General features: G+C 56.2%; 12 protein-coding genes. 10 read left to right on the forward strand and 2 right to left on the reverse strand.

Annotation, left to right across the window (positions count from 1 at the left end; translation table 11 throughout):
- Positions 1-56 precede the first annotated feature (56 nt).
- The 10 genes from HFO99_RS23985 to rpoN all read left to right on the forward strand — a co-directional run bounded on the left by HFO99_RS23985 (position 57) and on the right by rpoN (position 12,497).
- Positions 57-440, forward strand: a complete 384-nt coding sequence (locus HFO99_RS23985) for a RidA family protein (protein WP_222035192.1) — start codon at positions 57-59, stop codon at positions 438-440.
- A 63-nt stretch (positions 441-503) separates the two neighbouring features.
- Positions 504-1,526 carry a carbon-nitrogen hydrolase family protein gene (locus HFO99_RS23990; RefSeq protein WP_222363997.1) on the forward strand — a complete coding sequence of 341 codons (1,023 nt, stop codon included), beginning with the start codon at positions 504-506 and terminating at the stop codon, positions 1,524-1,526.
- Positions 1,527-1,531: 5 nt separating this feature from the next.
- The gene (locus HFO99_RS23995) at positions 1,532-2,518 is read left to right on the forward strand and encodes a molybdopterin-dependent oxidoreductase (RefSeq protein WP_222364001.1); all 987 of its coding nucleotides are present in this window, start codon (positions 1,532-1,534) and stop codon (positions 2,516-2,518) included.
- A gap of 430 nt (positions 2,519-2,948) precedes the next feature.
- Positions 2,949-3,842, forward strand: a complete 894-nt coding sequence (gene nifH / locus HFO99_RS24000; protein WP_105009837.1) for a nitrogenase iron protein — start codon at positions 2,949-2,951, stop codon at positions 3,840-3,842.
- 102 nt (positions 3,843-3,944) lie between these two features.
- Positions 3,945-5,429: a nitrogenase molybdenum-iron protein alpha chain gene (nifD, locus tag HFO99_RS24005; RefSeq protein ID WP_221951628.1), complete on the forward strand. Its 1,485-nt coding sequence runs from the start codon at positions 3,945-3,947 to the stop codon at positions 5,427-5,429.
- Positions 5,430-5,525: 96 nt separating this feature from the next.
- Positions 5,526-7,067 (forward strand): nitrogenase molybdenum-iron protein subunit beta, encoded by a 1,542-nt coding sequence (nifK, locus tag HFO99_RS24010; protein ID WP_168272908.1) that lies wholly within the window; start codon positions 5,526-5,528, stop codon positions 7,065-7,067.
- 53 nt (positions 7,068-7,120) lie between these two features.
- The gene (gene nifE, locus HFO99_RS24015; RefSeq protein WP_222364003.1) at positions 7,121-8,542 is read left to right on the forward strand and encodes a nitrogenase iron-molybdenum cofactor biosynthesis protein NifE; all 1,422 of its coding nucleotides are present in this window, start codon (positions 7,121-7,123) and stop codon (positions 8,540-8,542) included.
- Between the two features lie 53 nt (positions 8,543-8,595).
- Positions 8,596-9,915: a nitrogenase iron-molybdenum cofactor biosynthesis protein NifN gene (nifN, locus tag HFO99_RS24020; protein ID WP_222364005.1), complete on the forward strand. Its 1,320-nt coding sequence runs from the start codon at positions 8,596-8,598 to the stop codon at positions 9,913-9,915.
- 363 nt (positions 9,916-10,278) lie between these two features.
- Complete coding sequence (gene fdxB, locus HFO99_RS24030) at positions 10,279-10,602, forward strand: ferredoxin III, nif-specific (protein ID WP_221951633.1); 324 nt, start codon at positions 10,279-10,281, stop codon at positions 10,600-10,602.
- A gap of 335 nt (positions 10,603-10,937) precedes the next feature.
- Positions 10,938-12,497, forward strand: a complete 1,560-nt coding sequence (gene rpoN, locus HFO99_RS24035; protein WP_222364155.1) for an RNA polymerase factor sigma-54 — start codon at positions 10,938-10,940, stop codon at positions 12,495-12,497.
- Between the two features lie 236 nt (positions 12,498-12,733).
- On the opposite strand, the gene HFO99_RS24040 is transcribed toward rpoN, so the two are convergent.
- Both HFO99_RS24040 and HFO99_RS24045 read right to left on the reverse strand, forming a co-directional pair.
- The gene (locus HFO99_RS24040) at positions 12,734-13,294 is read right to left on the reverse strand and encodes a hypothetical protein (protein ID WP_221980513.1); all 561 of its coding nucleotides are present in this window, start codon (positions 13,292-13,294) and stop codon (positions 12,734-12,736) included.
- 131 nt (positions 13,295-13,425) lie between these two features.
- Positions 13,426-14,088, reverse strand: a complete 663-nt coding sequence (locus HFO99_RS24045) for a transcriptional regulator (RefSeq protein WP_221965788.1) — start codon at positions 14,086-14,088, stop codon at positions 13,426-13,428.
- Positions 14,089-14,143 lie beyond the last annotated feature (55 nt).

A 14,143-nucleotide genomic window follows, 5' to 3' on the forward strand; every position in this document is an offset into this window, starting at 1 on the left:
GCGGAAACGCTGATCGCCAGCAGGTTGCACTACTTGAACCTACCTTGGGAGAACGCATGTCCAGACGAACTGTGAATGCTTCAAACGCGGCGGCAGTGGGACCGTATTCGCACGCGACATGGGCCGGCGATCTTCTGTTCTGCTCCGGCCAGACACCGCTAGACCCCGGCACCGGCAAACTTGTCGACGGAAATGTAGCCGACCAGACACGCCAGTGTTTCGATAACCTGTTTCAAGTCCTTGAGGCAGCGGGCCTGGGGTCGGATGATGTCGTATCCGTCAATGTCTATCTCACCGACATGGGTGACTTTGGCCAGATGAATGAGATTTACGCCACGCGTTTTTCATCGCCCTACCCGGCCCGCACCACAATCGGCTGCGCCAGCCTGCCGCTTGGAGCACGCATTGAAATCGGTCTAACGGCAAAACGGCGATCTTGAACCTGCTTTTGCCGAGCTAGTCGAGATGGCTGATGGCGAGCCTTGATCAGTAGAGGAATGTCGATGGGAAACATGAAATTCTGGGCCGCGGCTGCTCATATTGCCCCCGTATATCTCGATCCTGGGGCGAGCGCGGAAAAAGCTTGCTCGGTGATAGCAGAGGCTGCCCGAAACGGCGCATCGCTCGTGGTATTTTCGGAGAGCTTTCTTCCCGGTTTCCCTGTCTGGGCAGCACTTTACCCGCCCATTCAATCGCACGAACATTTCAAACGCTTCTTGACAGCTTCAGTGTACATTGACGGCCCGGAAATTGAGCGTGTGCGAAAGGCCGCCTCCGATAACGGTGTTTTCGTTTCAATCGGTTTTTCCGAGCGCAACCCGGCAAGTGTCGGCGGTTTATGGAATAGTAATGTTCTGATTTCCGATACCGGCCAAATCCTGATCCACCATCGAAAACTGGTCGCAACCTTCTTTGAAAAACTAGTTTGGGATCCGGGCGATGGCGCAGGATTGGTCGTCGCAAACACGAGAATCGGTCGCATTGGCGGCTTAATTTGCGGGGAAAATACAAATCCGCTCGCGCGCTACAGTCTGATGACGCAGGGCGAGCAAATTCATATAAGTAGCTATCCGCCGATCTGGCCCACTCGCGTCCCCACAGAAAGCGACAACTACGATAACCGAGCAGCCAACCGCATCCGTGCCTCAGCGCACTGCTTCGAGGCCAAGTGCTTCGGGATCATCGTGGCGGGGCACCTGGACGAAGTCGCACGCAAATCCATTGCCTTGGATGATCCTGCGATCGAAGCGATCATAGATGCGAGCCCACGGGCCACTAGCTTTTTCCTAGGGCCGACTGGAGCGGCAACTGGTGACGAAATGACCGACGAAGGTATCGGCTATGCCCAAATCGATCTCGACGACTGTGTTGAGCCAAAACGATTTCACGACGTCGTTGCTGGTTACAACCGATTCGATATTTTCGACGTCACCGTGAACCGGATGCGTCGAAACCCGATCAGATTTTTGGAAGGCCGCGCTGAGGATGCTCTAACGAGCCCTGAGGCCGTGGCCATGCCGGAGTAAAGGTGATGGCGCGGACGGGTATGCACATGACCAAGAAGGGTTTCTCCTTCCAGGCCCCTGCCGATGGCGTTCATGCCCTTAAATCGTGGATCACCCCTGAAGATGATCTTTTTCTGGTGACGCATATGGGGTTCCTGGAGATCGACCCCGATCGTTGGCATTTGGATGTCGATGGCCTCGTGGGTAACCCGACGAGATTGCATCTGCCTGACCTTCAAGCAATGCCACAGCGCGAGTACATGTCATTTCACGAATGCGCTGGAAGTCCGCTTGCTCCGACAGTGGCTAAACGCAGAATCGGAAATGTGGTTTGGAAAGGTGTGCCGCTGTCGCTTGTTCTGGAACGCGCAAAGATCAGCAGCCATGCGTCCTACATCTGGACTTCCGGCCTCGAGTGGGGCGAATACGCAGATGTTGAAGAAGCCTATCAAAAAGACCTGCCGATCGGCAAAGCACTTGCAGAAGAAGTTATCCTCGCATTTGAGATCAACGGTCGGCCACTCACTCCAGAGCGCGGAGGACCGGTTCGATTGGTCGTGCCAGGTTGGTATGGCACAAACTCCGTAAAATGGGTTGGTTCGATCACGGCTGCGGATCGGCGCGCAAGCGGCGCCTATACGACACGCTTCTATAATGACCCCACCGCGTCGGGAACGAGGCCGGTTTGGAGCGTGGCCCCGGAGTCCGTTATCGTCTCGCCGTCCCCAAGTGATCTGCTGTCAGCGGACATGCCAACGAAAATATGGGGCTGGGCTTGGGGAGATCGCCAGATCTCTAGCGTCGAGGTTAGCGTGGACGGTGGAGGCTCATGGCGGACTGCCTCAGTAGGGCCGCGCGAGGGAAGAAGTTGGCAGCGGTTCGAGTTGCCGTGGACCCCTGCATCAGGCCAGAATATCTTGCTATGTCGGTGCACGGACGAACTTGGGGAAGGACAGCCGCTGATCGACGCTAGAAACGCGGTGCACACCGTTCAAGTTGAAGTTAATCCTTGAACCCGAGTCCACTGCGACACTGAGATGAGCATCACGGACGCGCGAGAAAATCGAGCTTTCTGGATGAGCCGGCGGCAACATGCCTGCATATTTCTTCTTACAACTGAAGTAGGTCGGCTGTCAGATGCCCACCTTGCGGCTTGCGGCAGCTCTTTAGCAACCGAGACACCTTCATCACCTTGCTTGGCTCTCAGAGGGTGACAATCTATTTTCGACATTGTCGTCACCTTTGTCGGTTACGTGACAAGCGTTTTTGTTCTCAATCCCGCATTTTTGCGCCCACATAACTGGAATCGCAGTAAATTATTGTTCGTAAGCTCAATCAACCTGCTTGGCACGAATCTTGAGAGCTATTGCGAGGCAGCGGAACGGCCGCCGCATCCGCGTTGCGGGATAACCGTATTGCTTCGAACACATGAAGGAACGCCGCATGGCAGCTCTGCGTCAGATCGCATTCTATGGAAAGGGCGGAATTGGCAAGTCCACTACGTCCCAAAATACGCTAGCCGCCCTTGTGGACCATGGGCAGAAGATCCTCATCGTCGGCTGTGACCCTAAGGCCGATTCTACGCGCCTGATCTTGAACTCGAAGGCCCAGGATACGGTTCTTGATCTCGCAGCAACGAGAGGTTCGGTTGAAGATCTTGAACTCGAAGACGTGCTCAAGGTAGGTTATAAAGGCATCAAATGCGTGGAGTCTGGGGGGCCGGAGCCAGGCGTCGGCTGCGCGGGACGCGGCGTTATCACGTCGATCAACTTTCTCGAAGAGAACGGCGCCTACAACGATGTCGACTACGTGTCTTATGACGTGCTCGGTGACGTTGTGTGCGGCGGCTTCGCGATGCCGATCCGTGAAAACAAAGCTCAGGAAATCTACATCGTCATGTCCGGCGAAATGATGGCACTCTATGCCGCCAATAATATCGCCAGGGGCATCCTGAAATATGCTGCAGGCGGCAGCGTGCGCCTGGGTGGCCTCATTTGTAACGAGCGTCAGACCGACCGCGAAATCGACCTCGCCGAAGCGCTGGCTGCCAAACTCAATTCTAAGCTCATCCATTTCGTGCCACGTGACAATATTGTCCAACACGCCGAGCTTAGAAAGATGACGGTGATCCAATATGCGCCCGACTCTCAGCAAGCGGCCGAGTACCGAACACTTGCCCAAAGAATACATGACAATTCTGGTAAAGGCACCATCCCGACCCCCATCACCATGGAAGAGCTTGAGGACATGCTTCTCGATTTCGGGATCATGAAGACCGACGAGCAGATGCTTGCCGAACTTCAAGCCAGGGACGCCAAGTTGAAAGCTGCCCAGTGATCACACTGACACGAGCGAGCAGCGGCACGCAAAGCGCCCGCCATCCCGTGAGGGAGGTTTCGCCAATGTGCCTTCAGTCGGATTTTCCAAGGGGTTAGGTCAATGACCTTCAAATACACCAATGACAGTGATTTACATGCGAAGCTTATAGCGGATGTGCTGTCGCAATATCCGGACAAAGCAGCAAAGCGCCGCAGTAAGCACCTTAGCCTTGCAACGAGCGAAAAGGACGCAAACGCGACCAGCGAATGCGAGGTAAAATCGAACATCAAGTCTGTTCCAGGCGTGATGACGATCCGCGGCTGCGCTTACGCCGGTTCAAAAGGCGTCGTCTGGGGACCAATCAAGGATATGGTTCACATTTCACACGGACCTGTCGGCTGCGGTCAATATTCCTGGTCGCAACGTCGCAACTATTACGTCGGCCTGACGGGCATCGACGCGTTCGTGACCATGCAATTTACATCCGATTTTCAGGAAAAGGATATCGTTTTCGGTGGTGACAAGAAACTGGAAAAGGTCATTGATGAGATCGCTGAACTTTTCCCGCTAAGCAATGGCGTCACCCTGCAATCAGAATGTCCGATCGGCCTGATTGGCGACGATATCGAGGCCGTAGCGCGAAAAAAGGCCAAAGAACACGCGACGACCGTTGTGCCGGTACGCTGCGAAGGCTTCCGTGGCGTATCGCAATCGCTTGGCCACCACATCGCCAACGACGCAATTCGAGATTGGGTCTTCGACAAGAAAGACATAAAATTCGCGTCAGGTCTCTACGACGTAAATGTCATAGGCGACTATAATATTGGCGGCGATGCATGGGCCTCGCGCATCCTGCTCGAGGAGATCGGATTGCGCGTGGTCGGCAACTGGTCGGGAGATGCCACTCTCGCGGAGGTGGAGCGCGCGCCGAGAGCGGCACTCAATCTCATTCACTGCTATCGGTCGATGAATTACATCTCCAGGCACATGGAAGAAAAATATGGCATTCCTTGGATCGAGTATAATTTCTTTGGGCGCTCCCAAATTGATGCCTCGCTGCGCAACATTGCCAAGCACTTCGGGCCGGAGATCGAAGAAAAAGCCGAAAAGGTCATAGCCAAATACCAACCCCTCTTTTGGGCCGTAATCGACAAATACTGGGAGCGCCTTTCCGGCAAACGGGTGATGCTCTACGTCGGGGGATTGCGTCCTCGTCACGTCGTCACTGCATATGAGGACCTCGGTATGGAAATCGTAGGAACCGGCTACGAATTCGGTCATGGCGACGACTATCAGCGTACTGGCCATTATGTAAAAGAAGGCACGCTGATCTACGACGATGTGACTAGCTACGAACTAGAGAAATTCATTGAGGGAATTCGGCCCGATCTCGTCGGATCCGGCATCAAGGAGAAATATCCGGTGCAGAAAATGGGCATTCCATTCCGTCAGATGCATTCCTGGGACTATTCTGGTCCGTATCACGGTTATGACGGCTTCGCGATTTTCGCCCGGGACATGGATATGGCAATCAACAATCCAGTTTGGGGTCTCTACGACGCGCCCTGGAATAAAGACCGCGCTTTGGCTGCGGTTGCTGGGTGAGAACCTAGCGTTCGCACGGAAAAAACGCGCAAGGCTTAAGCGACGCATGTTTCTGGACCGCCCTTGAGCCGCGGCCAGATCGAAAGAGGTGACCCTATGCCGCAATCAGCTGCAAAAACTCTCGACCACGCGCCCTTATTCTGCGAGCCGGAATACAGGCAAATGTTGGCCAAAAAAAAGCAGAAATTCGAATGCCCACACCCGGACCAAGTCGTCTCTGACCAACGTGAATTCACGAAGACCTGGGAATATCGCGAAAAAAACTTGGCCCGCCAAGCCCTTGTGGTTAATCCAGCCAAAGCCTGCCAGCCACTCGGCGCGGTCTTTGCAGCGGCGGGTTTCGAACGAACGATGTCGTTCGTCCATGGCAGCCAAGGTTGCGTTGCCTACTACAGATCGCACCTATCGCGCCACTTCAAGGAGCCGTCATCGGTGGTCTCGTCATCGATGACAGAAGACGCGGCTGTATTTGGCGGCCTGAAAAATATGGTCGACGGTCTCGCCAACACGTACAAACTCTACAACCCGAAGATGATCGCGGTGTCGACCACCTGTATGGCAGAGGTCATCGGAGATGATCTGCATGGTTTTATCGAAAACGCCAAAAGTGAAGGTTCGGTCCCGCGCGATTTCGATGTCCCCTTCGCCCACACACCTGCCTTTGTCGGCAGCCATGTCGATGGCTACGACAGCATGGTAAAAGGTGTGCTGGAGAATTTCTGGAAGGGCACCGCGCGAAATGAAGCCACCGCTACTATCAACATCATTCCTGGATTTGATGGCTTCTGCGTTGGGAACAATCGCGAACTAAAACGCCTGCTCGACTTGATGCAAGTGACTTACATGTTCATCCAGGACGCATCAGATCAGTTCGATACGCCTTCCGATGGCAAATTTCGGATGTATGACGGCGGGACCAGCATCAATGACGTGAAGGCGGCGTTGAACGCGGAGTGGACATTGTCCCTGCAATATTACAACACTCGCAAGACGTTAGATTACTGCAGAGACGTTGGACAAGCGGCGACCTCCTTCCACTACCCTCTCGGCGTCGAAGCTACCGACGAACTTCTGATGGTGATATCAGAGATTTCCAGCAGAGAAATTCCCGAGGCGATCCGTCTGGAGCGCGGCCGACTCATCGATGCGATGGCGGACAGCCAAGCATGGCTATACGGAAAAAAATACGCGATCTACGGCGATCCAGATTTCGTTTATGCGATGGCGCGCTTCATCATGGAGACCGGCGGCGAGCCAACCCACTGCCTCGCCACAAATGGCACCTCAGCTTGGGAGGACGAGATGAAGGAACTCCTCGCATCCTCGCCCTTCGGGAAGAATGCACAGGTTTGGCCAGGCAAAGATCTCTGGGCACTGCGCTCGCTACTGTTCACCGAGCCGGTGGATCTCCTGATCGGAAATTCTTATGGGAAGTATCTCGAACGCGACACCGGTACCCCACTGGTTCGGCTGATGTTTCCAATTTTCGACCGGCACCATCATCATCGATTCCCCCTCATGGGCTACCAAGGCGGACTGCGTCTTCTAACGGCGATCCTCGACAAGATCTTCGACAACCTCGATCGCGAAACAATGCACGCGGGTGTGACAGATTATTCGTATGACCTCACTCGCTAAGAGCGGCGGTCGGCCAGGCGGCCTATCTCTTAACCAGATATGAAGGCAGACGAATGTCCTCGCTCAACGCCAAAATCAAAGATGCCTTCCACGAGCTAGCGAGTGAAAGGAGCGGCAGCAAGGGTCCTAAGGCGCGCCGAAGGAATTGCGCGAGGCCAATGGCCCCGGGAACGGCCGTCGGCGGTTGCGCTTTCGACGGCGCCAAGGTCGCACTGCAGCCGATCACCGATGTCGCACATCTGATTCACGGGCCGCTCGCCTGCGAGGGAAATTCCTGGGACAATCGTGGCGCTGCCTCGTCAGGTCCAACACTTTGGCGCACGAGCTTCACGACTGATCTTACGGAAATCGACATTGTAATGGGACACAGTGAACGGAAGCTCTTTAAAGCGATCCGGGAGATCAAGGATGGGTATGCGCCCGCGGCAATCTTCGTCTATTCAACCTGCGTTACAGCGATGATCGGTGACGACATCGACGTTGTTTGCAAGCGAGCGACGGACGAATTTGCCTTACCGGTGGTGCCGGTCAATGCGCCAGGTTTTGTCGGATCTAAAAACCTCGGCAACAAGCTAGCGGGCGAGGCGCTGCTCAAGCATGTCATAGGTACGGTTGAGCCTGATGAACCAGGCCTTTGCGACATCAACATACTCGGCGAATTTAACCTCTCGGGTGAGTTCTGGCAGGTGAAGCCGCTCTTGGATAAGCTCGGCATCCGCGTCCGCGCCTGTATTCCCGGAGACGCGCGATATCTGCAAGTCGCCTCCGCCCACCAATCACGCGCGGCGATGACGGTGTGTTCGACAGCGTTCGTTACGTTGGCACGTAAGATGCAGGAACGCTGGGACATTCCATTTTTCGAGGGCTCCTTCTATGGCATCTCCGGCACCTCGGAGGCGCTCCGGCGGATCGCCGATCTGCTTGTAAAGAAAGGTGCTGACCCCTCGCTTTTGCATCGCACGGAAATCCTTGTAGCGGAAGAAGAGGAAAAGGTGTGGAGGAGGCTGGAAGCGTACCGACCTCGCCTTGAGGGCAAGCGCGTGCTTCTAAATACAGGCGGCGTGAAATCCTGGTCGGTCGTCCATGCCTTGATGGAGATCGGCATGGAGATCGTCGGCACATCAGTCAAGAAATCGACGCTCGAAGATAGGGAGCGAGTGAAACAGACCCTGAAGGAGGAGAACCTCCTGTTCGAGTCGATGTCGCCGCGCGAGCTTTTCTCGCTTCTACTCGAGAGAAAGGCTGACATCATGCTGTCGGGCGGACGCACCCAGTATATAGCGCTAAAGGCAAAACTGCCCTGGCTCGACATCAACCAGGAGCGTCATCACGCTTACGCTGGCTATGAGGGAATGGTGCAACTTGCTCGACAAATTGACCTGGCAATTCACAATCCGATTTGGCCGCAGGTGCGCGAGCCGGCGCCATGGGAGCCGGCCTTGGACGTTGAAAAGCGAGCGAAAAGAGAAGCGTAAGCGCGTCGAACCAAAACCGCGAGATCACTTGCAAAAAATGTTGAGGTCGTACTATGGCACGCGTCGTATCTCAAACTAAGTCGGCGGCGGTCAACCCCCTGAAGTCGTCTCAGCCGCTTGGTGCTGCATTCGCCTTTCTGGGCGTCGACGGCGCAATACCTCTGCTCCATGGCAGCCAGGGATGTACGAGCTTCGCGCTCGCACTGCTCGTGAGGCACTTCAATGAAGCGATCCCGCTGCAAACCACTGCGATGAACGAAGCCGCGATAATCGTCGGCGGCGCGGATCGTCTCGAAGAGGCAATTCTCAGCCTCAAAGCCCGCACAAGGCCACGACTGATCGGGATATGCACGACCGCATCGGTAGAGGTCCGCGACGAGGATGTCGCCGGTGACGTCGAAAACATCAAACGCAGGCGGGCGATAGAACTTGTGGGCACCGAAGTGGTAGTCGCCAACACGCCTGACTTTGACGGCGCCATGGAGGAGGGTTGGTCTAGAGCTGTTACCGCCGTGATCGAGGCAATAGCGCGACCTGACAAGCAGTATCGCAATCCGAGGAAGATCGCGATCTTGCCTGGCTGGAACTTAACGGTTGCTGACATAGAACATCTGCGCGAAACGGCCGTAAGCTTCGGCCTCGACCCGGTTATTCTGCCAGACGTATCCGGAGCGCTCGACGGCTCCATCCCCGAAGAATGGATGCCGATAACGAATGGCGGCACGAAATTGAAGGACATCCGCGATCTCGGTGCGACGATGCAGTGTATCGCAATCGGTGAGCATATGCGGCGACCGGCTGAAGCGCTGCAGAGAGTGACCGGCGTGCCGTACGTGCTGTTTAGATCGCTGACGGGCCTAGAAAACGTCGATCGCTTCATTCGCGTGCTTGCCGCTATGTCACGCAAACAGACACCGCTCAATGTCCGCCGCAACCGAATGCAGTTGCAGGATGCCATGCTCGACGGACATTCCCATATGGCTGGCAAGAAGATCGCAATCGCTTCCGAGCCCGATCAACTTTTCCAACTCTCCAACTTTTTTACTGCCATGGGTGCGGAAATTGCGGCCGCGGTCACCACGACCGGCACTTCGAAGGCGCTCGAGATGGTACCGGCGAAAACCGTCAAAGTCGGCGATCTCAGTGATCTGGAAAGTCTCGCCGCAATGACTGATCTTATCGTCACACACTCGCACGGCCGAGAAGCTGCCAGACGTCTCGGCGTTCCGCTGATGCGGGTGGGTTTCCCCATGTTCGACCGCTTCGGCAGCCAGCACAAGCTTACAGTATTATACCGGGGAACCCGCGACGTGATCTTCGACTTCGCGAACATCATTCAGGCTAACCACCCTCCGAACCCCTGGCCCGATTGACCCAACCGACAGGCGGAATCGCAATAATGAGATCAATTCGTCGCGTCTCGCTCTTCAATGGCGGACTTCATCAACGCGGACGAAAAGGCAGGTGGTCACTTCGCGAATTGCCATCGCCACACAAGATATGAAGGGACTGACAGCTCAGTTGGCATCGGCCAGACGATTTGGCGCGACATGCGACTCGTGGAAGCCGCGGGGTTCGAAAATACAAGATCGGAAGAGACAGAAGCGAAGGTGGAAGGACTGCACTGGGGTAAAGATTGCGGCGTTAGACAGCTGCCAGCTCGCGTTTGTCTGACAATTGGCGGCCTTCCACAGGCACTTTTGTCATCGGCAGAACACGATAAATCGGAGGAATCTATGACAAGCTCATCCGTGACTCGCGACGGGTCCCGCTGGATGCCGGAATATCTGAATTCGATCAACCCTGCGATGTGCATCGGCTGCGGTCGCTGCTTCAAGGTTTGCTCACGCGGCGTCATGCATCCCCACGGCATCGATGAGGCAGGTGACATGCTCGGTATTTGCGATGGCGAAGACGACTTTAATGGTGAGCTCAGTCGCGTGATCATGGTCATTGATTATCCCGGCCGCTGTATCGGCTGCGGAGCGTGCTCCCGCGTCTGCCCTAAGAACTGCCAGACCCATATCGCCGTCGATCATCGTTCAGCGCACGAATCTTGAATTCCGTTCCGAGCGGTAAAAGCCGCCGACGCGATCCACTGCGAGACAACCGCATCAGTTGAACGCGCGGAAGGTAGCATGGCAGCTTCGCGTGAAAGCAAATCCAGAAATGCGACGCGAAGCTCCTTCTGGGGCACCCGATCTGCTTCGGAGGCAGTGGTTACTGGAAACACCACGTCGAAATCCGACGATCAGAGAGAGGAGGCATTGAAGTGTGCATCAAGCCGCGACCTACTTCTCCGAAAGTGAGCTGATTTAATCTCAGCGTCGTGGAAAGCAACTGTCGCGACTTGAGAAGATCAGGCATGGCACCGAGAATTAAGTGGAACTTTATCGTGAAACTGTCCGCCAATCTTTTCCTGCGCCAGACCCAGTCTTTGGTGATGACACCGCAACTGATGCAATCCATCCAGTTGCTGCAGATGACTCATTTCGAACTCAACCAGTTCATCGCCCTGGAAGTGGAGAAGAACCCGCTGCTCGAATTTCCGTCGAATGACGGCGAGGCGGGCGGCGAACGTGGCGATGCCGAAGATGGAGAGTATGCTTATCAGCCCGAGGATGCCGGCTCCGACGATGGCTATGATAACCGCGCCGAGGCGCTCTCCAGCGACTGGTATGACAATGGCGGCAGCGCCAGCACCAGCCGGCTGAACGACGAACTCGACGCCAATTACACCAATGTCTTTCCTGATGACGGAGCCCCGCAGCGCCTCGATGCGCCGGAACTCGTCAGCCAGTGGAAGTCGATGCCGGGCAGCGGTGAGGGCGCCGACTACGATCTCGACGATTTCGTCGCCGGTCAGGTGTCGCTGCGCGATCATCTCGCCCAGCAGATCCCCTTTGTCCTGCCTGACATGGCCGACCGGCTGATCGCGCAGAATTTCGTCGACCAGCTCGACGACTGCGGTTATCTGCAGGCCGATATCGTCGAGGCCGGCGAGAGGCTGGGCACGAGCCTCGCACAGGCCGAGCGCGTGCTTGCCACCCTGCAGAGCCTTGATCCGCCAGGTGTTTTCGCCCGTAGCCTCGCCGAATGCCTGGCGATCCAGCTCAGGCAGAAGGACCGGTACGACCCGGCCATGCAGGCTCTGGTCGAAAACCTCGAACTGCTGGCCCGGCGCGATTTTGCCACGCTGAAGCGGCTCTGCGGCGTCGACGAGGAAGATCTTCTCGACATGCTCGGCGAGATCCGTCAGCTCAATCCGAAGCCCGGCAGCGGCTTCGAAGCGGGTGTTTCCGAAGCGATCACGCCGGATGTAGTCGTCAGGTCCGCCTCGGACGGCGGCTGGCTGGTCGAGCTCAATCCGGATACGCTGCCGCGTGTGCTGGTTAACCAGTCCTATTTTTCCCGTGTGACGAAGAACGGCGAGGACCACGCCTTCCTCTCCGATTGCCTGCAGAGCGCCAACTGGCTGACGCGCAGCCTCGACCAGCGGGCAAAAACCATCATGAAGGTGGCAAGCGAAATCGTCCGCCAGCAGGACGCCTTCCTGCTGCACGGCGTCGATTACCTGCGCCCGCTGAACCTGAAAACGGTCGCCGAGGCGATCAAGATGCATGAATCCACCGTCAGCCGCGTCACATCGAACAAATATATGCTGACGCCGCGCGGCCTCTTCGAACTCAAATATTTCTTCACCGTCTCGATCAGCGCCGTTGCCGGCGGCGACAGCCATTCGGCCGAGGCCGTGCGTCACAAGATCCGTGCGCTGATCCTGCAGGAGAGCCCGGAGGCGGTGCTTTCCGATGACGATATCGTCGAGATGCTGAAGAAGGGCGGCGTCGATCTCGCCCGCCGCACCGTTGCGAAATACCGGGAGGCAATGAACATCGCCTCTTCGGTCCAGCGCCGCCGCGAGAAGCGGGCGCTCGCCAAGGTCGCCGGCTTCTGAGTCCCTTGCCAAGATCGCGGGAGCTGCTGCTGCCGCAATGCGTCGTTCTCCGTGTTCGGCTACGCAGATGTTCCATACTATAGAAAAAACCAATGTCTGACCGAGGAGGAGGCGCCGCCGAACCGTGACAAGGGCCCCTTTGGGCTTTCCCTCCAAGTGCGTTTTTGGCCAAGCTAGGGAAATGCGTTTGACACGCCGCTCATGCCCAAGGTCCGGAGCATGGGTTTAAGACAGCTTCAGCGTTCGAACCGCTCCAGCATCCTCTTCAATTGTGCATTTTGCATTTGAAGCTTGCGTGCCAACTGGTCCCGGAGAAGCCTGATTTCTTCGTCGAGATTGATTGCATCGTCAAAAGCGGTGGGAGCGCTTGGAGAAGGGGGGACAACGACTGCAATCGTTTTCGGTTTCTTGCCCCGCATGTCCCGCTTTCGCGTTTGACCTTCGCCAACCCGAAAGACTTTTGGTGCAGCATGCGCGGCTGTATCGGCCCCATTGGACAAAGCCGGGTCAGCCGCTTCCACGGGCCTGGCGCTTTCGACATCTGCCGTGTCGTCAACAATTCTTACCGCTTCTTCGGCATGATGCGGGTCCACTGACACCGCCTCGCGTTCTTCGTGAATGAAGGGCTTTTCGTTGGCCGCCCGATCCACGGCTTTCAACCGATTGTCGGCCGGCGTTTCAGTTAGCTCGGCGATGGATGATACGTCCGGCTTCACATCGTCGGTCGAGCCGTGTTCTTGCTTCTGCTGGCGTCGCCGTGACACCAGCCGAGCAAAAAGTTTCCATGGAGACGCCATTTTATTCGACCTCGAATTCTACTGCGTATGCAAACTGCGAGCAAAAACGTTGGCGGCAGAACGATCCGCCGCCAAAATCTTCACTTCAATAAGCATGAGAATGCGGCCAGCGCTTGGCCGTCTGCTACCGATCAACCGAGGTTGAGCCGCTTTCGCAGATCGGTATTTTCAGCGCGGAGCTTCTCCGCCAGCAGCTTGCGCAGTCTCTGGTTTTCCTCTTCGAGCTGCAGAAGATCCGCGATCTCATCAACTGCCGCCACCGACGGTGCCGCCGCTGTCGACACAGCCTTCGGAGCACGTTTGACAGCCGCGCGCTTGGCACTCGGCGTACCTTCGTCAGACTTCGCCTTACGTCCTCTTTTCTGCTTTCCAGCTGCGGCACCCGAAGCAACTGCCGGTTCCGCCGAAACGGCGACTGGGGCCGTTGCAGGGACCACCTTCTTGGCGCGAGGTTTGCGCACCTTCTTCGGTACGTCGGGCGCCGCGGCGGCCGGGGTGTCAGCATTGGTCATCGTATCTTTTTCGTCGGCCATTATGGTCTCCTGTAAAGCCGATGCATTTGTCTCCTGCTGGATCGGCAGTGTCAATAACGGCCCGGCCTGTTCTTCTCCGGATACAAGCATCTCGCTACTTTTCGCCTGAGGAGCTAGTGACCTAAATGGCATTGCCTCGTCCTGCAGATCTTGAGCAACGGACTTGAGATCGGTGTCTCCCCAAATCGAGTTCGGTTTGGAATTCAGTTTTCGCCGACCTGATTTGTACTCGACGGCAAAGCTGCGCTGCACTTTTTTCACTTTAAAGAAGCCTCTGGTGTCTGTGGTGATTTTTCAGCGACGTCTTCAGCATCGC

The sequence above is a fragment of the Rhizobium leguminosarum genome, from assembly GCF_019798305.1.
Lineage (GTDB): Bacteria > Pseudomonadota > Alphaproteobacteria > Rhizobiales > Rhizobiaceae > Rhizobium > Rhizobium leguminosarum_U.

Coding starts and splice junctions, on each gene's coding strand:
- nifH (WP_105009837.1), top strand. CDS start 2,949: ATGGCAGCTCTGCGTCAGATCGCATTCTATGGAAAGGGCGGAATTGGC.
- HFO99_RS23985 (WP_222035192.1), top strand. CDS start 57: ATGTCCAGACGAACTGTGAATGCTTCAAACGCGGCGGCAGTGGGACCG.
- HFO99_RS23990 (WP_222363997.1), top strand. CDS start 504: ATGGGAAACATGAAATTCTGGGCCGCGGCTGCTCATATTGCCCCCGTA.
- HFO99_RS23995 (WP_222364001.1), top strand. CDS start 1,532: ATGGCGCGGACGGGTATGCACATGACCAAGAAGGGTTTCTCCTTCCAG.
- HFO99_RS24040 (WP_221980513.1), bottom strand. CDS start 13,294: ATGGCGTCTCCATGGAAACTTTTTGCTCGGCTGGTGTCACGGCGACGC.
- nifD (WP_221951628.1), top strand. CDS start 3,945: ATGACCTTCAAATACACCAATGACAGTGATTTACATGCGAAGCTTATA.
- fdxB (WP_221951633.1), top strand. CDS start 10,279: ATGACAAGCTCATCCGTGACTCGCGACGGGTCCCGCTGGATGCCGGAA.
- nifN (WP_222364005.1), top strand. CDS start 8,596: ATGGCACGCGTCGTATCTCAAACTAAGTCGGCGGCGGTCAACCCCCTG.
- nifK (WP_168272908.1), top strand. CDS start 5,526: ATGCCGCAATCAGCTGCAAAAACTCTCGACCACGCGCCCTTATTCTGC.
- nifE (WP_222364003.1), top strand. CDS start 7,121: ATGTCCTCGCTCAACGCCAAAATCAAAGATGCCTTCCACGAGCTAGCG.